This window comes from Pseudoalteromonas sp. CNC9-20 (assembly GCF_022347875.1).
In the GTDB taxonomy this organism is placed as follows: domain Bacteria; phylum Pseudomonadota; class Gammaproteobacteria; order Enterobacterales; family Alteromonadaceae; genus Pseudoalteromonas; species Pseudoalteromonas ruthenica.
Map to the genome: position 1 here is coordinate 55,168 of NZ_JAKRFS010000006.1, position 19,637 is coordinate 74,804.

16 protein-coding genes and 2 tRNA genes are annotated in these 19,637 nt (G+C 48.2%); 10 read left to right on the top strand and 8 right to left on the bottom strand.

Annotation, left to right across the window (positions count from 1 at the left end; translation table 11 throughout):
- Positions 1-16: 16 nt before the first annotated feature.
- Positions 17-2,080: a S9 family peptidase gene (locus MHM89_RS14835; protein WP_239409120.1), complete on the bottom strand. Its 2,064-nt coding sequence runs from the start codon at positions 2,078-2,080 to the stop codon at positions 17-19.
- Between the two features lie 55 nt (positions 2,081-2,135).
- Positions 2,136-3,662: a fumarate hydratase gene (locus tag MHM89_RS14840; protein ID WP_022945861.1), complete on the bottom strand. Its 1,527-nt coding sequence runs from the start codon at positions 3,660-3,662 to the stop codon at positions 2,136-2,138.
- A gap of 154 nt (positions 3,663-3,816) precedes the next feature.
- On the opposite strand from MHM89_RS14840, the gene pabB reads away from it, so the two are divergent.
- The 3 genes from pabB (at position 3,817) to MHM89_RS14855 (ending at position 7,214) form a co-directional block, all read left to right on the top strand.
- A complete protein-coding gene (gene pabB / locus MHM89_RS14845) occupies positions 3,817-5,166 on the top strand; it encodes an aminodeoxychorismate synthase component I (protein WP_239409121.1) in 1,350 nt (449 codons plus the stop codon).
- Entirely contained in the window at positions 5,163-5,756 is a 594-nt protein-coding gene (locus tag MHM89_RS14850; protein ID WP_239409122.1) for a CoA pyrophosphatase, read from the top strand. Before pabB ends, MHM89_RS14850 begins: the two co-directional genes overlap by 4 nt.
- Before the next feature lie 81 nt (positions 5,757-5,837).
- Positions 5,838-7,214 (top strand): L-serine ammonia-lyase, encoded by a 1,377-nt coding sequence (locus tag MHM89_RS14855; RefSeq protein WP_022944049.1) that lies wholly within the window; start codon positions 5,838-5,840, stop codon positions 7,212-7,214.
- A gap of 55 nt (positions 7,215-7,269) precedes the next feature.
- Here MHM89_RS14855 and cysB read toward each other — a convergent pair whose 3' ends face one another.
- Complete coding sequence (gene cysB, locus MHM89_RS14860; RefSeq protein ID WP_022944048.1) at positions 7,270-8,247, bottom strand: HTH-type transcriptional regulator CysB; 978 nt, start codon at positions 8,245-8,247, stop codon at positions 7,270-7,272.
- Positions 8,248-8,578: 331 nt separating this feature from the next.
- On the opposite strand from cysB, the gene MHM89_RS14865 reads away from it, so the two are divergent.
- On the top strand, positions 8,579-9,343 hold the full coding sequence (locus tag MHM89_RS14865; RefSeq protein WP_022944047.1) for a hypothetical protein: 765 nt from the start codon (positions 8,579-8,581) through the stop codon (positions 9,341-9,343).
- A 355-nt stretch (positions 9,344-9,698) separates the two neighbouring features.
- On the opposite strand, the gene MHM89_RS14870 is transcribed toward MHM89_RS14865, so the two are convergent.
- The gene (locus tag MHM89_RS14870) at positions 9,699-10,991 is read right to left on the bottom strand and encodes an NCS2 family permease (RefSeq protein ID WP_239409123.1); all 1,293 of its coding nucleotides are present in this window, start codon (positions 10,989-10,991) and stop codon (positions 9,699-9,701) included.
- Between the two features lie 257 nt (positions 10,992-11,248).
- Between MHM89_RS14870 and MHM89_RS14875 the strand changes: the two genes are divergently transcribed.
- Both MHM89_RS14875 and MHM89_RS14880 read left to right on the top strand, forming a co-directional pair.
- A complete protein-coding gene (locus tag MHM89_RS14875; RefSeq protein ID WP_026110985.1) occupies positions 11,249-11,698 on the top strand; it encodes a SulA-like leucine-rich domain-containing protein in 450 nt (149 codons plus the stop codon).
- Between the two features lie 125 nt (positions 11,699-11,823).
- Positions 11,824-12,192 (top strand): YchJ family metal-binding protein, encoded by a 369-nt coding sequence (locus MHM89_RS14880; protein WP_239409124.1) that lies wholly within the window; start codon positions 11,824-11,826, stop codon positions 12,190-12,192.
- Between the two features lie 128 nt (positions 12,193-12,320).
- Here MHM89_RS14880 and MHM89_RS14885 read toward each other — a convergent pair whose 3' ends face one another.
- Positions 12,321-12,830: a VC2046/SO_2500 family protein gene (locus MHM89_RS14885; RefSeq protein ID WP_239409125.1), complete on the bottom strand. Its 510-nt coding sequence runs from the start codon at positions 12,828-12,830 to the stop codon at positions 12,321-12,323.
- A 112-nt stretch (positions 12,831-12,942) separates the two neighbouring features.
- On the opposite strand from MHM89_RS14885, the gene MHM89_RS14890 reads away from it, so the two are divergent.
- A tRNA-Tyr gene (locus tag MHM89_RS14890) sits at positions 12,943-13,027 on the top strand.
- A 24-nt stretch (positions 13,028-13,051) separates the two neighbouring features.
- Positions 13,052-13,136 (top strand) — tRNA-Tyr (locus MHM89_RS14895).
- A gap of 5 nt (positions 13,137-13,141) precedes the next feature.
- Here the strand turns inward: MHM89_RS14895 and MHM89_RS14900 are convergent.
- A complete protein-coding gene (locus MHM89_RS14900) occupies positions 13,142-13,819 on the bottom strand; it encodes a YgjP-like metallopeptidase domain-containing protein (RefSeq protein WP_239409126.1) in 678 nt (225 codons plus the stop codon).
- Between the two features lie 286 nt (positions 13,820-14,105).
- Here MHM89_RS14900 and MHM89_RS14905 point away from each other — a divergent pair, with 286 nt between their 5' ends.
- Together MHM89_RS14905 and MHM89_RS14910 are read left to right on the top strand one after the other, a co-directional pair.
- On the top strand, positions 14,106-17,429 hold the full coding sequence (locus tag MHM89_RS14905) for an MHYT domain-containing protein (protein WP_239409127.1): 3,324 nt from the start codon (positions 14,106-14,108) through the stop codon (positions 17,427-17,429).
- On the top strand, positions 17,422-18,408 hold the full coding sequence (locus MHM89_RS14910; protein ID WP_045978097.1) for a two-component system response regulator: 987 nt from the start codon (positions 17,422-17,424) through the stop codon (positions 18,406-18,408). The genes MHM89_RS14905 and MHM89_RS14910 overlap by 8 nt, the downstream gene beginning before the upstream one ends.
- Here the strand turns inward: MHM89_RS14910 and MHM89_RS14915 are convergent.
- Positions 18,405-18,803, bottom strand: coding sequence for a VOC family protein (locus MHM89_RS14915; protein ID WP_022944038.1), 399 nt, complete (start codon positions 18,801-18,803; stop codon positions 18,405-18,407). The two genes, MHM89_RS14910 and MHM89_RS14915, sit on opposite strands and share 4 nt — an antisense overlap.
- Positions 18,796-19,479 carry an HD domain-containing protein gene (locus MHM89_RS14920; protein WP_053911592.1) on the bottom strand — a complete coding sequence of 228 codons (684 nt, stop codon included), beginning with the start codon at positions 19,477-19,479 and terminating at the stop codon, positions 18,796-18,798. The genes MHM89_RS14915 and MHM89_RS14920 overlap by 8 nt, the downstream gene beginning before the upstream one ends.
- Between the last annotated feature and the right edge of the window lie 158 nt (positions 19,480-19,637).

The window sequence follows — 19,637 nt, forward strand, 5'->3', positions numbered from 1 at the left end:
GTCAGAGCAGAACTTATTATTGTTCGCTCTGTGGCTGGGTGTACCTTGCCATCCACGCAAATACTTGCTGATACCAATGAATTAAATTATCAGGGTTATGGATCCAATGATTTTCCTCAGGGTAGACCACCAGCCGCGAGTCGATACCCTTGCGTTGCAAGGTGGTAAACGCCCCTAAACTTTGCGCATATGGCACGCGGTAGTCTTTAAGGCCTTGAGTCACTAACATCGGTGTTTGCCAATTGGCGACGAAGTTAGCCGGGTTATACTTACTGTAATCCCCGTCTTTCGCCCAAAACGGGCCGCCCATTTCATGCTCAGCGAACCACAACTCTTCGGTGCTTTGGTGGAAGCTTGGCATATCAAACAAGCCCGCATGATTAACCAAACAGTTAAAGCCTTTAGGCCAATTTCCGGCAATCCAGTTCATCATGTAACCACCGTAGGAGGCACCGAGGGCACAGCCGTTGTTAATGTCTAACCAGGCATAATTATCGCCCACGTAATCGAGACCTTTTTGTAGGTCTTGCAGCGGCTTACCTCCCCAATCGCGGGAAATAGAGTTGGTAAACGCTTGGCCATAGCCCACCGAGCCGTGAAAATCGATCATCACTACGCCATAGCCTTGCGCCGCCCAAAGCTGAGCATTCCAACGACTGTGGAACATATTGCCGAACGAGCCTTGCGGACCCCCATGGACTAAAAATGCCAGTGGATAGCGCTTGTTAGCATCGAACTGGGCCGGCTTAACAAGATAACCATATACCTGTTCATCGTTGGCACCACTGAAGCTAAACTGCTCTACGTCACCTAAAGTCACATCAGCCATTTTTTCTTTATTAACATCACTTAACTGCATTAAGCCGCTGCCATCGCGATTAATACGATAGAGCTCTTTCGGTGAATTCAGAGCATGGCGAGAAAACACGATTTGCTCGCCTACAACCTGCACGTCACCGACATAGCCATCGCTGAACACGCTACGGATATCGCCAAACCCGGTGCTGATTTCAAATAAGCTGGTCTGACCTAAATCTTTGGCGGTGGCATAAATGGCGCGGCCATTGGCACCGAATTGGAAGCTGCTCACACTGCGATCCCACTGTGGTGCCAGTGCTTTGTTCTCACCAGTGCGCAAATCTAGCAACTGCAAAGTGAACTTGTCTGATTCAAAGCCAGGTTTTGTCGTCGCTTTATAGGCAAGGTAACGGCCGTCAGCGGAGAACTGCGGCGCTGCATCCCAAGCTTTGTTTGCTTCGGTGAGGTTGCGAATAGAGCCGCCTTCGATAGCCACTTCAAATAAATCGAAGTTTGTGCTCCAAGCATTATCCGGGGCTTTAACCTTAGCGCTGAAAACCACCTTGGTGCCATCAGGGCTAATTGCTACTTCTTCCATGCCGGAAAAAGGCTTAGCAGGAACATCAGTTTGCCACTGTGGGGTGATGTCTTTAACGTCGGTGATCACTTTATCGGTAAGTTTGGCGCTGAACAGGTGACGCACTTTATTGTCATTCCAGTGATCCCAATGCCGCACCATTAAACTGTCATAGACTTGGCCGTTATGGGCCGGTGGATTGGCATCGCGCTCGATAGTGCACGCCAAGGTATCACACTCGGGATAGACATCTAAGCTCAATACCACGGATTGGTTGTCAGAACTTAAGGTGTAACCCTCGATATCCACGGGTAAGTCGGTAACGGGGCGCGCTTCTCCGCCGCTAAGGGGCAGCCGCCACAGCTGATTGGAGCCCGAGCGGGATGATAAAAAGTAGATAGCTTGGCCATCGCTAGAAAAGCGTACCGCTGTTTCACTGCTGCTGTCATAAGTTAACCGTGTCGCTTTCGCTAAATTGGCCGAGCCAGTATAACTGCTGCTCATTGCTGATAAGGGCTGCAGATATAAATCGCTGCCCTCGGGCGTTTTTACACCGTAAACGAGCTGCCTTCCATCACTGGATACCGCCACACTGTGCACTTTATTGAGCTGAGTTAGTTTTTCAACGCTGAGTACCTCAGCCTGGGCGCTCAGCGCTGAGCCGCCAAGCAACATCACACTGAGGATAGAATTTATTGTTGTCATTGTTTCACTCCATAAAAAAGAGCGCCAAGGCGCCCTTCTTAACCGAACCGATGCATTACTTCAACGCACCATCCAATTCTTCAATTTTTGCTTTCCAAATTGCTGGACCTTGGGTGTGAGCATTTGCTCCTTCGCTATCCACGGCCACAGTGACCGGCATATCTTCCACTTCAAATTCGTAGATAGCTTCCATACCTAAGTCCTCAAATGCCACCACGCGGGCCTTTTTAATCGCTTTGGCGACCAGGTAAGCGGCGCCGCCAACAGCCATTAAGTATACCGCCTTGTTGTCTTTTATTGAGGCAACTGTAGCTGGACCGCGTTCAGCCTTACCAATCATGCCAATAAGGCCGGTTTTCTCTAGCATCACGTCGGTGAATTTATCCATACGGGTCGAGGTAGTGGGTCCTGCGGGGCCGACGACTTCATCGCCCACCGCATCCACAGGGCCCACGTAGTAAATAAATTTATTGGTAAAGTCAACACCCTCAGGCAAGCCTTCACCGCTTTCAATCATTCCTTGCAAACGCTTGTGGGCCGCATCACGACCGGTCAGAATTTTACCGCTAAGCAGCACGGTTTCACCCATCTTCCAGTCTTGGATATCATCCTTGTTAAGGGTATCAAGATTAACGCGACGGGTGTCTTCGCCCACTTCCCAGGTCACTTCTGGCCAATCTTCTAATTTCGGCGGCTGCAAATCGGCGGGACCCGAGCCATCAAGAGTGAAGTGCACATGACGAGTTGCCGCGCAGTTGGGGATCATCACCACAGGCTTTGACGCCGCATGAGTGGGCGCGGTCTTCACCTTTACGTCTACGACGGTGGTTAAACCACCGAGCCCCTGGGCACCAATACCCAGTTTGTTAGCACGCTCAAAAATCTCCAAGCGCATTTTCTCTTCGGTCGTTTCAGCACCTCGTTCGATCAGCTCATGAATATCCACAGGGTCCATCAACGACTCTTTGGCCAATACCGCTGCTTTTTCCGCAGTGCCGCCAATACCGATACCTAACATACCCGGTGGACACCAACCAGCGCCCATTGTTGGTAAGGTTTTTTCTACCCACTCGGCAACATCATCGGAAGGGTTCAACATCACCATCTTGGTTTTGTTCTCAGAGCCGCCGCCTTTGGCCGCAATCATCACTTCTACTTCATTGCCTGGCACCATATCAATGTGCACCACGGACGGGGTGTTATCTTTGGTATTTTTTCGACTGCCAGCAGGGTCGGCAACAATCGATGCACGCAACGGGTTATCTGGATTGGTGTAGGCACGACGCGTTCCCTCATCCACCATTTGCTGCACCGTCATGTCGGTTTGATCCCACCGCACATCCATACCAACTTTAACAAAACAAGTAACAATGCCGGTATCTTGGCACAGTGGGCGTTTGCCCTCGGCAGACATACGAGAATTAATAAGGATCTGCGCAATGGCGTCTTTGGCCGCCTTGCTTTGCTCTTTGTTATAGGCTTTTTCTAAAGCTTGAACAAAGTCTAGCGGGTGATAAAAAGAAATATACTGCAGCGCATCGGCAATGCTGTCGATAAAATCTTGCTGGCGAATAGTGCTCATGATTAATCCTTCCTACTGGGTCACACCTTCAGTTAATACATAAGTCGGTGCGACGACTCGGTGACGTGTGCACGGTTAGACCGCGTCTTCTGATAAAGTGTAACTTATGATAACCTCCCTGCCCGTTTCGGGCTAGTTCTTCGAGTTGAAGATAATGACAAATTCGCAATTACATTGCCGTAAATTGGCGCTCTCATCCTCGCCATGTGAGGTGTTTGCCCAATTACACCATCTCAAAGGGGCGGTTTTTCTTGATTCTGCTAGTGCAGCGCACGTCAATAGCCGCTTCGATATCTTAGTGATTGAGCCTGAAGCGACGCTCAGCGTCGAGCACAACAAGGTATACCTAGACGGCGTTGAGCTGCATCAGGAGGTGTTCGCCTATATGCAGCAACGCCTAGCTAGCCTGTGCACGCAATCCCCGGCGCATGACCTGCCTTTTAGTGGCGGCTGGCTTGGCTACTTTGGCTATGATTTAGGACGCACCCTAGAGCGCCTACCCAGCTTAGCGGCGGACGATATTGCCCTGGCGCAGATGCAACTGGGCCTTTATCTTGATGCCTTAATTTACGATAAAGCGGCCAGCCAATGGTATTATATTGCCCAGCCAACGGTGGATGTCGAAGCCCGTTTACAGCGTTACCTGCAGCCACCCGCCGCCGCAAACGCAGGTAAATTTGCCTTAACCAGTGACTGGGCCTCCAATATGAGCCAAGCGCAATATGCCGATAAATTTACAAAGATACAGGACTATTTGCGCAGCGGCGACTGCTATCAGATCAACCTGGCACAGCGCTTCAGTGCCACATATCAGGGCTGCGAATGGCAAGCCTATCGCCGTTTACGCAGCCACAACAGCGCCCCCTTTTCTGCTTTTATGCGTTTACCGCAAGGCTGCATTTTATCCATTTCGCCAGAGCGCTTTATCGAAGTGCACCACAATCAGGTCGAAAGCAAACCGATTAAAGGCACACTGCCGCGCAGCAGTGACCCTAAAAAAGATCAAGCCTTGGCAGCACAGTTGGCAAGCTCCCCCAAAGACCGCGCCGAGAACGTCATGATTGTCGATTTACTGCGTAATGACCTCGGCAAGGTTGCGAAACCGGGCTCGGTGCATGTGCCCTCACTTTTTGCCATAGAGAGCTTCCCCGCTGTCCATCATTTAGTCAGTACCGTGCAGTCGCAATTGGCTGAGGGCAAAACGGCGCTCGACCAACTGAAGGCCGCATTCCCGGGTGGCTCTATTACCGGTGCCCCAAAAATCCGGGCGATGGAAATCATTGAAGAGCTCGAACCACATCGGCGCAGTGCCTATTGTGGTTCAATTGGCTACATTAGCGCCTGCGGTGATATGGACACCAGTATCACCATTCGGACCTTAGTGGCCAAAGACAATACCCTACATTGCTGGGCCGGTGGTGGCATTGTTGCCGACTCAGATGTTGCCTCTGAGTACCAAGAGACTTACGATAAGGTAAATAAAATCTTACCGGTATTGACGTGATAAAATCACCCCATGCGGCGCTCTCATGCGCTCAGGTTATTGCGCGGTTTAATCTCAGTGCCGCGCCCTCCAGCTTTGCTCCAACCCACCCAAAGCGCCGTAGCGCCGTGGTTATGCTGCTCTCAGAGTCTGAGCACGGAGCACAAGTGTTGCTGTGTAAACGCGGCGCCCATCTGCGCCATCATCCCAGCCAACTGTGCTTTCCAGGAGGAAAGCAAGAGCGCGAAGATAAGACGCTTGCCCACACCGCCCTACGAGAGCTACACGAGGAGCTGAATATAGACAGCAAAGATGTCACCATCATCGGCCGTCTCGATGAGGTGAGCACCCTCAATGATATGAGTATTACGCCGTATCTAGCACAGCTACGCGCCGGTGCCCGTTGGCAAATTGATCAAAATGAGGTCGAAGCCGCATTTTTTGTGCCTCTGGCTGAACTATTGGCAACCCAAAACTGGCAGTCTCTGCGGGTCGAGCGGCAACAAAAAAACCTCCACTTTCGCGTTTTTAAAACCCCTTATGGTCTGCTGTGGGGAGCAACCGAGCGAATTATTGAACGCTTTACGAAGCGCCTTGGTCCGATCAGCTAAAATTAGTGTACAGAGGATTACATCCCTGGTGTTTAACGTTATGATGGGCGCCCGTTCAAAGGCAATGTGAGTATAGATTTTATGATCAGTGCATTCGATATGTTTAGCATTGGCATTGGGCCGTCGTCGTCCCATACCGTAGGCCCAATGCGCGCATCTCGGTTGTTTGTGCAAACCCTGCAAGAGCAAGGCACACTTGAGGATGTTACCGAGGTAAAAGTAGAGCTGTTTGGTTCCTTGGGTCAAACCGGTGTTGGCCATGGCTCAGGTAAAGCTGTTATTTTAGGGCTCGCCGGATACGACCCAGAGACGGTCGATGCCGACGCCGTGCCCGATATTTTGGCCAAAATCGAGCAAGAGCAGGTTATTTATCTCAATAAAACCCACCAGGCTAAGTTTCCAAAGCAAGGGGCGATTGTATTTCATCGCCGCAAGACCTTGCCCAAGCACTCTAATGCCATGGAGATTATTGCCTTTAAGGGTGATGAACGCATTGCCTCGCAAGTGTATTACTCTATTGGTGGTGGCTTTATCGTCAGCGACGAGGACTTTGATAAGGAAAAGCAGGCTGCGCTGGATATCCGTGAGCAAAATCCTGCCCCCTACCCGTTCGATAACGCACAGCAACTGCTAGAGCTGTGTAAGGAATCCGGCCTGAGCGTCTCAAGCCTAATGATGGCCAATGAGAAGACCTTGCGCGACGAAGCTGATATCAAAGATGAGTTATTTCATATTTGGCAGGTGATGAAAGCCTGTACTGAACGCGGTATGCGCACCGAAGGCATTCTTCCAGGTGGCCTAAAAGTTCGCCGTCGCGCACCCAGCTTATACTTAAAGCTAAACGTTGAGAACAATAACGACCCACTGAGAGCCATGGATTGGGTTGACCTATTCGCTCTTGCCGTGAACGAAGAAAACGCCGCTGGGGGTCGAGTAGTCACTGCCCCCACCAACGGCGCCGCAGGTATCCTGCCGGCAGTACTCATGTATTACCATACCTTTATCAAAGAGGTGGATCGCGATATCGCCACGCGCTACCTGCTGACCGCAGCAGCAATTGGTATCTTGTATAAAAAGAATGCTTCTATCTCCGGGGCCGAAGTGGGTTGTCAGGGCGAAGTGGGCGTTGCCTGTTCAATGGCTGCGGGCGCCTTAACGGAAATCATGGGCGGTAACGTAGTGCATGTAGAAAATGCCGCTGAAATCGGCATGGAGCATAACCTCGGTCTCACCTGCGATCCTGTGGGCGGCCTTGTGCAAGTGCCTTGCATAGAGCGCAACGCCATGGGTGCGATTAAAGCCATTAATGCCTCACGCCTAGCCATGCGCGGCAGCGGTGAGCAAAAGGTCTCCTTGGATAAAGTCATTAAAACCATGTGGGACACTGGCAATGATATGAAAACCAAATACAAAGAAACCGCTCGAGGCGGTCTGGCGGTAAACATCATTGAGTGTTAATCGCACAAAAGAAAGGCGCCAACAGGCGCCTTTTTCATATCATGACACTGATCACTTAGCGCACTGGCAACTCAATGCTTTCAAACATCGCATCGACGTCATCTTGATTACGTAATAAGCAGGCTTTTTCAACCCGATCTTTGGTCAAGTGCGGCGCAAAACGCTCAATGAAGTCATACATGTAGCCACGCAAAAACGTTCCTTTACGGAAGCCGATTTTGGTCGTGCTTGCCTCAAATAAGTGGCTAGCATCAATGCACACTAAATCTTTATCGGTGATTTCATCAACAGCCATCGAGGCGACCACCCCAACGCCCAAACCTAAACGTACATAGGTTTTTATAACGTCCGCATCGGTGGCGGTGAAGACTATATGGGGTTCTAATCCCTGAGCATTGAACGCTTTGTCTAGCTCTGAGCGACCCGTAAAGCCAAACACATAAGTGATCAGCGGAAACTCAGCAACATCAGCAATACTAAGGTTATCGGCTTTTTGCGCCAGCGGGTGAGTTTTCGCCACCACAATACTGCGATTCCAGTGATAGCAAGGCAACATCACTAAGTCGGAATATAAGTGTAAGGCTTCTGTTGCAATAGCAAAATCAGCATCTCCACGTGCCGCTGCATCAGAGATTTGCTGCGGCGTACCTTGATGCATATGCAATGAAACCGCCGGGTACTTTTTCATAAAGCCTTGAATGACTTCAGGCAAAGCATAACGCGCTTGAGTGTGGGTGGTGGCAATATTAAGTTTACCTTGGTCTGGCAAGGTATGCTCATTGGCTACAGCCTTAATTCCCTCGACTTTGGAGAGAATCTCACGAGCAATATTGATAATGTCTTTACCGGCACTGGTTACGTGCGTCAGGTGCTTGCCACTGCGTCCAAAAATTTGCACCCCTAATTCGTCTTCCAACATACGTACTTGTTTGGAGATACCGGGCTGCGAAGTATAAAGACTCTCCGCTGTGGCGGATACATTGAGGTTATGATTAAGCACCTCAACAATATACTTTAGCTGCTGTAGTTTCATGGTCGTTGTTACTTTCTATTATTATTTTACTTGCGATTGCACCAGGCGTTATACGCAGTGGCCTAAACCCTAATCTTCCTGGTGAATGGGAAGGCAAATCAACACCTTGAGCCCATCTTCTTATACATTTTAGCTATTGCGATTAGCTAGGCTAGCACATTTAATTATGTCTCGGTACTGTTGATTTATGTTCAAGGCTGCGATGTTCTCCTATACTCTTATTTTATTTAATGTTATTTCATGAATTTAACGTGTATTACTACCCCAACCTAGGTTCTTTCGGTTAAGATGGGTGGTAATTGGGCAACTCAATGAGTAAGAGAATCGGGGTATGATAGTCTCTATCATTATTATGTTAATTGTCGCGCTTATCGTTATTGCGGTTTGGGTAAGTGCAGTGCAACAGCATAAAGAAAAGCAAGAAGCTCAGCGCCGCCAAGAGCTCGCAAAGCAGAAAAAAATAATAGAAGAGACGGAAGAAGTGCTGGTCAACAGTGTCAATATCCCGTTATCTAATAATGTGATGATGATTCTTTATCGTCGAATTCACGATGCGCTTGCCGCCATGGTTGAGTTGTCACCCTCCTCGAAAGAGCTTAAATCTCGGCTTAATGATGCAAAAACTCGCTTAACCAGTGGCGTTGATGAGAGCGCCAATATGGGCGAGAACTTTGTTCTTCCCGATCATGACAAACAGCTTATTTCATTGATACAGGGAATAAAGAAGCTGCGTACCATCATGCGCTCTGAACACAGCAAGGGCAAAATCGATACCCCTGTGTTTATGCAAGAGGACAAAACCTTTGAGCGCCTGCAATTAAAGATAAATATTGAAAGCCAAATTAAGCGCGGCGTGGCTGCAAGAAACGCCAATATGGTTGGCTCGGCACGGCAGTATTTCGAAAAGGCGTATGCCACGATTACCGCCCTGAATTACAGCGACGACTATGTCACGAATAAGAAAAATCAGCTTGAGGATTATCTCAACGAGATCAGCTCTGAGTTGAAAGCCTCTAACGCCTCCGCCCGTAAAAAACGTGAAGAGGAAGAAAAAGACGATTTGGATGTGTTATTCGCGCCAAAGAAAAAGTGGTAACAGCGTAAATCAAGCTATAACAGATAGGCCGATATCAAACATCGCCTATCTGCTGCCTGTACCGGGCCATGCAGGGTAAATACCTTACGCAAAATCTGCCCACTACCTTCAATCATTGAGCCATACATACCATCCAGCTGTGTGCGAACACCCAAAACCAAACTCTCCATAATGCTGCGCCGGTACGCAGGGCTAGCCATGATCTGAGTGTGCTGAAATACAACTACGAAGTGCGACGTCAAGGAGCGACAATTGACAATAGAGGCTGGTTTTTTGAAGCTCGTTGACTCATACAAAAAATAAAGGCACAGCGTCATAGCTGTGCCTTTTTAGTTGTTATATATGACCTTGCTTACTAAGATAAAAACATGAACTTAAGCAAAAATAGTACTGTTAGAATCCACACACTCAAGCTAATCTCCGCCGCCTTATTACACACTAATTTCACCGCCGTATAGGCGATAAAGCCAAGGGCAATACCGTGGGCAATGGAAAAAGTTAACGGCGTCATCAACAGCACCACGGCAACTGGAATCGCATCTGTCATATCATCCCAATCAACCAGCTTAAGGTTTTGCAGCATGAGCACCGAGACATACAAAATCGCACCCGCTGTTGCATAAGCTGGAACCATGGCTGCCAAAGGAGCAAAAAACATCATCAGTAGGAAGCAACAGCCCACCACCACAGCTGTTAAGCCTGTACGCCCACCCACTGACACACCGGATACTGACTCGATGTAGGAAGTGGTCGTAGAGGTGCCAAGCATAGAGCCTGCAATTGTCGCCGTACTATCGGCACTCAGTGCTCGACCCAAACGTGGCATACGCCCTTGCTCATCGGCCAATCCCGCTTTTTGCGTTACCGCCACTAAGGTGCCTGAGGTGTCGAACAAATCCACAAACAAGAATGCGAAAATGACACTGAGCATGGATAACTCTAACGCCGAGGCAAAATCTAATTGCATAAAGGTAGGAGCGATGGACGGTGGCGCTGAGATCACCCCTTGATATTCAACCAGCCCCAGAGATAACGCAATGCCTGTTACCAACATGATACTGATCAATACGCCGCTTTTGATATCACGATACAACAACGCCGCTATTACGAAAAAGCTCAGGATAGCGAGCAAAGGCCCACTGCTGGTAATATCACCCATCTGAACGAGCGTGGCTGGACTGGCAACAACAATACCCGCGTTTTTCAGTGCGATGAGCGCCAGAAAAGCGCCAATCCCTGTGGCGATAGCGCGCTTAAGTACCAGTGGAATGGCATTGATTATCCACTCTCTGACCTTAAATAGGCTCAACGCTAAAAAGATACACCCCGACATAAATACCGCCGCTAAAGCCGCCTGCCAGGTGTAACCCATGCCTAATACTACGCCGTAGGTAAAAAATGCATTTAAGCCCATGCCTGGCGCTAATGCCAACGGATAATTCGCCCAAAAACCCATAATGAAGCAACCGATAGCAGCAGCAATACAGGTTGCTACAAATGCTGCCCCTTGGTCCATTCCCGCCTCTGCTAGCATTGCCGGGTTGACAAACACGATGTACACCATGGTGATAAAGGTCGTGAGTCCTGCGATAACCTCGCGCTTAACGGAGCTTCCATGCGATTTTATTTTGAACAGTCTTTCGAACATAGGAGTAAACAGTGATACGTAAAATAGAAGCGGCGGATACTAGCATAAATGCGGACAAATGACCGCATGTTTACACAGCAATGTTGGCACTGAAATACAGCTTTAGTTTCTTCGGTATCGCTAAGCGTTTAAAGCAACGAACAAGACGTTTAAAAAAGAAACAAAAAAAACTTGCACTGAATAACTGTATAAACTACTGTATACATATACTGTATAAAACACTGTATATGGTTCACAAAATCCACAGCGAGGCAATTATGTTACATACAGCAAGTGTTCGTCATGTTAAAAGCTATCAGCAAGATAACCCTAATGTGATCAATATCGTAAAAACTGAGGATGAGATCTCTGCAACATTTGAGATGCTTAAAATCGTTCATCGCTACAATCAAAATAATGGCTGGACGCTATTAGTCGCCCCTGACAATGTGCCTAGCCGCCACCTATTGGACGCTTGCTCTATCGACACGAATAAATTGCTGGTAATTCGGGCTAAACATGTTGTTGATATGGAGTACATGCTTAATTGTGCGCTGCAAAATGGCCGTTTTGCGGCGGTGATCACCTGGACGGACATTTTAAAACAGCAACAACTCGAAGCCTTACAACTTAATACCCACCAAGCTAAAGCACAGCTTTACTGTTTCACTACCGAGCATAACGCCAGCGAACAAACAACTGTGCCCTCGCAGTTACAAGTCTGCTAATATAGTGGCGTGATTCCTTGTAATTAGAAAATGCGATGTGCCATTGTGGATTGCCGCAGCCTTTTGCTGATTGCTGCGGCCGGTTTGTAAGTAGAGCTATTGATGCCCCCGACGCCCAGAGCCTGATGCGCTCTCGTTATAGTGCATTTTGTGAACAAGCTATTGATTACTTATGTTTTACCTGCTCAGAGAAAGCCCTAGAACAAAACCCCAGAGAGGAAGTGGCTGAATTTGCCCAAGCTGCGCGTTTTGTGCGCTTACACATAATGGATTATGAGCCTGGCGATGCTTTGGCCTATGTTGAATTTAAGGCTTTTTACATCATTGCTGACACCCTTCACTGTATTCATGAACGCTCACAGTTCATTCAACGCCACCACCAGTGGAAATACGACAGCGGGCGGTTGTTTGAAGCCGCTGATATAAAGCTTAAACGCAACGATCTCTGCCCATGCTTAAGTGGCAATAAATTCAAAAAATGCTGTATGCCTTGATGTGATGCCGCCGCCCGGTGGCAGCTTTAGGTATTCGCTTAATTAGTACAAGAACCCCTTGGCTCTCCCCTGCTATTGCCCCCTGATTAGCGCGCTCTGACTGGCCAAGCGCCATTATGCGCAGGCCATTACGCGTGTGCTAAAGACGAGGACTTATTTATATCCACAAGTTGATCGTAAAAGGCTGCACTATCCATTTGCGGCTCGTTCAGTGGCTCATATTGGCGATGATGTTTTGCCTGTACGCTCGGATCGCAATTATCAATTATAAGTAGTGGAACATAGGTTTTGTCGTCTCGCACTGCCAAAGGCTCGGGGGTTAGACACTCTTTTAAGCGCAGAGTTGTCATTGAGCTTTGCGCCAATAATGCCCTGTCATGCTGAGCTCTATCTATGTGGTAATCCGGTAATGCCGTTGGTTTTGCAGGCGCAGCGCCCAACTGTAATCGCAACTGCTGCTCATCCACTTGGTGAGATTCTAGTTCCGATTTGGGAAGGTGAAACTGGGCAAAATCGAGTGCATCTGCTGATAATGATGCTAACAGCCAAGCAAAGTCTCCACGACGGGCCTCATGGACACTGCGACATAATTGCGAGTCCATTTGTAGTTCGTTACGAATGACGGGCTTAACTTGCATAAACTTTATTCAACCTGAATTACTTCTAAGCAGTTATCGGCCTTTTTTCAGCTTTCTTTAGTTTTTTTCTTTACTTGGACTCTGAGTTTGCTATTATCGCCGCCGTTGTTTAGGAGGGGTTCCCGAGCGGCCAAAGGGATCAGACTGTAAATCTGACGGCATTGCCTTCGCTGGTTCGAATCCAGCTCCCTCCACCACTTAACAACACACATCATTCTATCGGAGGGGTTCCCGAGCGGCCAAAGGGATCAGACTGTAAATCTGACGGCATTGCCTTCGCTGGTTCGAATCCAGCTCCCTCCACCACTTTTCTATCGTACAAAATCCAACAGATGTGCATTCTCTTTAAGCCATAATCGCGCTTGGTCGGTATGCTCGTAGTAGCCATTAACCAGTGCCCAAAATTGATGGCTGTGATCCATATGTACACGGTGCGCCAGCTCGTGAACAATGACATAGTCAATAACCCAATGCGGAGCTCCTGCCAACAAGGTATTAAAACATAACTCACCGCGCGAATCGCAACTGCCCCAACGACGCTTGTACACTTTAACACTAATGCCGTTAGCGGCGATATTCATCACCTTTTGCCACCGCATTATGCGGGCCGATAAGTGATCAGATAATTCATCGTGCATCAGTGCCAATAGCTGTTGATTAAAATAGCGCTGGCGATGCTTCACTCGCTTACTGATTACGATGTTTATCGATTGGTTATCTGTCTGCTTAAGTGAGCTCTCGCTTACCTCTATTGCACGTAATTCACCGAAAAACATAATGCGACGATGTAGCCAAGGGTTATACCTTGCCGCTTCAATATCAGATTGCTTATGTAATTGTTTGTTTATCCACGCCTGTTTGCTCTCAACGAAGTCTGCAATGAAATCACGACATGCCCCATAAGGCGCTTTCACACTCACTTGCTGATTTTTGACCACCAAAGCGAGCGTTCGTCGACGGCTGTAGTGCACATCATATTGCCTACTCATATTAAACCTTTGTTGTAATTACTTGAACTAAAAGGGTTTGCCAAACAATGTGCTAACATTAAGTACATCCTTTGCACCGCTACTAATATGATACCGTAATTACGCCCTTGGGTAAGCTTGCAGCGCACTCATAAATAACTAAACTCAGCCGACGCTGCGCTGATAGAACAATCAGTGTCATTGTAAGATACAGGGCGCTTTCAATTTTGTGCGCGACACGTGGTTTTTCACTGTGCTAGGCTGTGATTGCCACTTGGCATCCGTTGTTGGAGTATCGAAGTACTTTATGCTTTCTCAATTTTTTATCACCGACCCTGCTCCCGAATTGCTGGTTAATGGCAGCTATGATTGGGCCTTAGTGTTACTGTCGGTCACTGTTGCTATTTTTGCATCTTTCTTTGCGCTGCAATTAAGGGAATTTGCTCAACAACAACGCCACACCCCATTTTATCGCATGGCACTGCCAGCAAGTGCCGCCGCTTTTGCCGCTGGCGTGTGGAGCATGCACTTTATCGGAATGCTGGCATTCAGCCTATGCGTCAGCGTCGACTATGATTTCACAGTGACGGTGGTGTCATTCATCCCTGTCTTTTTAGCCACTGCCTTAGGGTTCCATTTACTCAGTACGAACAATCCATCTCGAGCCAAGCTTGCGCTCAGTGCCCTGCTGTTGGGCGCCGGCATAGGGATTATGCATTACACGGGTATGGCCGCCATGCGCCTAGGGCCAATGCTAGGCTATGACCCACTTTGGTTTGTTGTCTCTGTATTAGTGGCGGTTATTCTCGCATGGCTCGGCCTAGCCGCTCATTTATATTTACAACCCACAGGACGCAGCACTCTAGGGCAAACCGGTTATCGTATTCTCAGCGCCATTGTTATGGGCTGCGCAGTCTCTGGCATGCATTATACCGGGATGCAAGCGGCACGATTTGTGGCCCAATCCCCGGTGTACAGTCAGCTCACCGATAATAGCCATGTAACCGATCTCGCTCTAAGTATTGCTATTGTAAGCCTCTTGCTCAGTGGTCTCATCGCTTTATTACACAGTGTGATGCGCTATCGCTTGGCCCTTCAGCAACAACTTATCACTCAATCACGCCTTGAAGCGGTCCTCAATACCGCCGTCGATGGCATTATTACCATTAGCGCGAAAGGCCAAGTACTGAGCTTCAACGCCGGAGCCGAACGTATACTCGGGTATCATCGCGATGAAGTGATTGGCGAAAACGTAAAAATGCTGATGCCACAAGAGATCGCCAATCAACACGATAATTACTTAAGTGCCTACCAAAGTACCGGCATTAAAAACATTATTGGTTCTGGACGTGAGGTCAACGCCGAACATAAAAATGGCGCGCTGATCCCCATTCGTCTGGGGGTTGGTGAAGTCGCTATTCCCGGACAAAAGCGCATGTTTGTAGGTTTTATTACTGACTTGAGCGCGCAAAAGGCGATGCAAAACCAGCTTGCCCAACAAGAGCGTCATTATCGCACTTTGTTAACTAATATGCCCGGCGTGGCTTTTCGCTGCCGTTTAGATAAGCATTGGAGCATGCTCTACATTAGCCCCATCGTAAAACAATTAACCGGCTATGATGACCAGCAGTTTATCGACGGCAGTGTTAATTTTGACATGCTTATCTCTGCGCAGCATAGCGACTATGTGCGCGAGCAAATATACAGCGCACTTGCACAAGGAAAAAAACACTACTCTTTTGAATACCAAATACAGTGTCGCGATGGCAGCCGTAAATGGGTGATTGATAAGGGAACATTTGAGCATACCGAAGGAGAAGAGCTTTTCATTGCAGGCGTATTGGTCGATATCAGTGAACGCCAACAAATGGAGCAAGAGCTTGTAAAAGCGAAAGAGAAAGCCGAAGCTGCAGCGGAGACAAAGCAAGCCTTTTTAGCCAACATGAGTCATGAAATACGCACGCCCATGAACTCCATCATTGGCTTCTCTGAAGTGCTGCTAGATAGTCCATTGAATAAACAGCAGCGTCAGCAACTCACCAACGTATTGCAATCTGCACGCTCTTTATTGCATTTACTCAATGATATTTTAGACTCGGCCAAGCTTGAGCAAGGTAAAGTGAGTATTGAATCAGTGCCCTTTAATTTGCTGGCTCTCGTCGACTCTGTGGTCTCCAGCTTTTATCACAGTGCTGAACATAAGCAGCTCTCGGTTGCCCTGAATATGGATAGTAACCTCGGTGAGCACTATCGCGGCGATCCGCAGCGCTTACGCCAAGTATTAGTCAACTTAATCGGCAACGCAGTAAAATTTACCGAGCAAGGCAGTGTCACTATCAATGTTCGCGGCGATAATCAAGGTGTCTATTTTGAGGTGGTTGATACTGGCATTGGTATCGCCCCCGAGCGGGTGAGTGCTATTTTCAATCCTTTCGAGCAAGCAGACGACAGTACCACGCGGCGTTTTGGCGGCACCGGTCTAGGCACTACCATTAGCCGCCAGCTCGTTCAACTTATGGGCGGGGATATAGGCGTCACCAGCACCTTGGGCCAAGGCAGTACATTTTACTTTACCCTGCCCCTAAAACAGGTGGCGGGCGAGCACGTTAATGAGCAGAGCTCATTGACCCCACTTAGCGAAATGCCTAAATTGCGAATACTGGTGGCTGATGATGTACCGCAAAACCGCGAGCTACTGCAACTACGCCTAACTAAACTCGGTCATCAAGTAGAGGCCGCTGATGACGGCGAGCAAGCAGTGCAACTGGCCACAAGTAATAGCTATGACATTGTGTTGATGGATATTCATATGCCCAAATGTGATGGTCTCCAAGCAACCCGACAATTGCGTCAATATGAGCAGCACAACAAGGTTGCTACAACGCCTGTTATTGCTTTAACGGCCAGTGTCATGGGCAGTGACCGTGAAGCGGCTAAAGCCGCTGGAATGAACGGTTTTGCCAGTAAACCTGTGGTGCTGAGCGATTTACTAACGGAAATAGCCCGCGTTCTCGATATCGACTTGGTTGCACATGTGTTCGCACAAACTAACGCCACCGCCCACGACAGCCAACAGCTGGTCAATGAAGCCCAAGGAGCTGAGCTGTGGGGTTCAAAAGCGCACTATCTTAAGGAACTAAAGCACTTTTATGCGCAGCGCAATGAGCAGCTGCGAACACTGAGTAAATATGATCAGCTCAGCGCCGATCAGCTTGTTGACGTGCATACATTAAAAGGGTTAGCCGGTAATCTAGCCCTGCCCAAATTAGCCGATACATTAAAGTCGATTGAACGACAAAAGCAGGTTCAAGACCCTCATCGGTTTGCCCTATTCAGCTGTATTGATGAGCTCTATCAATATCTGCAAAACCATACTGACGCGCCTAGCAAAGTCGTGAGTAATCACCATAGCGACGAGGACTTTAAGCAATTATTGCGGGAGGTTGCGCAGTTATGCGATAACTTTGAATATGATAGTGAACACAGTGAACAACTTATTGCGGCAACGCCACAACAATGGCATAAACAAGTAATGGATATCGCGAATCTCATTAACGAATTCGAATTTGCGGCGGCAAAAGCCGCTATTGAGCAATTACTTGAGCAACTGCAGAGTGTGCAACATGATTGAGACACAAAAGCCGACTCTCCTAGCTGTAGATGATGAGCCGACGAACCTTAAGGTTTTAAATCAAGTATTAGGAAACGACTATCGCCTTATATTTGCAAAATCAGGGCCTCAAGCTTTGGAATTAGCTCATAGCAAGCAACCCGCGCTCATTTTACTTGATGTTATGATGCCGGATATGTCTGGCTTTGAAGTATGTGAACAGTTAAAGCAACGGCCAAGTACGCAGGCTATTCCGGTTATTTTTGTGACCGCCATGCAAGACGAAGTAGATGAAACGCAAGGCTTTGCCAAAGGCGCGGTTGATTACATTACTAAGCCAATCAGCCCAGCAATCGTCAAAGCGCGGGTTAAAAATCATTTGTCTTTAGTGCAAGCTGACTTACTCAAAGCCGCGCAACTTGAATTGATCCAACGCCTGAGTCATGCAGCCGAGTACAAAGACAATGAAACCGGACAACACATAATTCGCATGAGTCGTTATTGCCACATCATCGCGCGCGCTTATGGCTTTAATGAGGCCCATGCCGAGTCGTTGCTACTCGCGGCGCCAATGCATGATATTGGCAAAATCGGTATCCCCGATAATATTCTTCTTAAACCTGGGCGCTTGGATCAAGACGAATACCGGCAAATGCAAACTCATGCCAGCATTGGTGCGGATATCTTGGCAGGTTCAAGCTCTGCATTAATCCAACTTGCCCATCGACTTGCTCTTGAGCACCATGAGCGCTTTGATGGCAACGGCTACCCAAATGGCTTACAAGGCGAAGAGATCTCCATAGAGGGCCGTATATGTGCCATTGCCGATGTATTCGACGCACTAACTTCGAAGCGGCCATACAAAGAACCTTGGCCAATCGACAAAGCCGTGCAGTTACTTCAAGAAGAGAAAGGCAAGCACTTTGACCCCGAACTGGTGGATATTTTTATGGCTTGTTTGGACGATATTCTTGCTGTTAAAGCACAATATCCAAGCTAGAGCAGCTCAGCAACGGCCTCATATTCATAACAGGTAATTTCATGGACATTGCCGCTGGGATCACGAAAGTACAATGACCAAGATACCTGATGATCGGCTCGCGTGACCTTGATATCGCAATCGTGCAGGTGCTGTTGCCAGTGCACAAAGGCTAACGCATCGCAACGAAACGCGATGCCGTTGCTTTTTTTATCACCAACAAATAAAGCCAAGCAAATCGACTTTGCCTGATCTTGCAGCATAAGCGGTCCATCGTGTTGCTGTTCAAACCAAAAAGCCAGCTCGGGGACGATATCAAAACCCATTACTTGACGATAAAACGCCAATGCAACCTCAATATCATGCACTTGTATATGGCAATGGTGTACGCCACGCAATAACGGTGGGTTACTCATAGGCAATACCTATCTCTTCGCCGAGTTGGCGTAAGAAATCGTGCATGTACTGCGTGCGCTTATGTGCTTCATATCGAGCACTGGCCGTGTTCATGCTCTGACCTATGTGCAATAACTTCACAAAAAAGTGATCAAGGGTGTATTTACTGTCATCAGCTTGGCGGTTCTTACAAAACGGATCCTGGGGGTGATATAAGCCACGACAAATCGCCCCGCCTACCTTCATGCAGCGACTCACTCCCACTGCGCCAAGGGCATCCATACGGTCGGCATCTTGTACTATTTGCGCTTCTAAAGTGGTGGGTGTGACATTGGCACTAAAGCTATGGGCGACAATAGCATGGTGAATAGCATCGAAATAGCGACTGTCATAATGGATACTGTGCAAAAAGCTTAACGCCTTGTCGGCTGCCATGGTCGATGCCTTCGCTCTGTCCGGATGGTTTTTCGCCACCGCAACACAATCGTGCAGCCACGCCGCAGGCAGCACCACTTCAATCTTGGCATGCTCCTGTTCACACAAAGTTTTCGCCACCTGCACAACGCGTTCAATATGCGTAATGTCATGAGCTGAGTCGGCGCTACCGCAACTGAGAATAAAATCGCGACATTGTTGTTCGATTTCTTGCATAGTATTCATTATTAAGAGTTTATGTGATGACAATAAATCACTCATCGGCTATTGGCAAAATTAATTTGAGAAAGCGCCTTAAGATGCCTAGAATAGCGCCTCTCAAACCAACGACCTAGCGTGTCAACATGCCTTGCGGTGGGTATTCAACTGCCTCAGAGCACAGCAGCTTCAACATACTCACTCTAGGAATTATTAGGAGG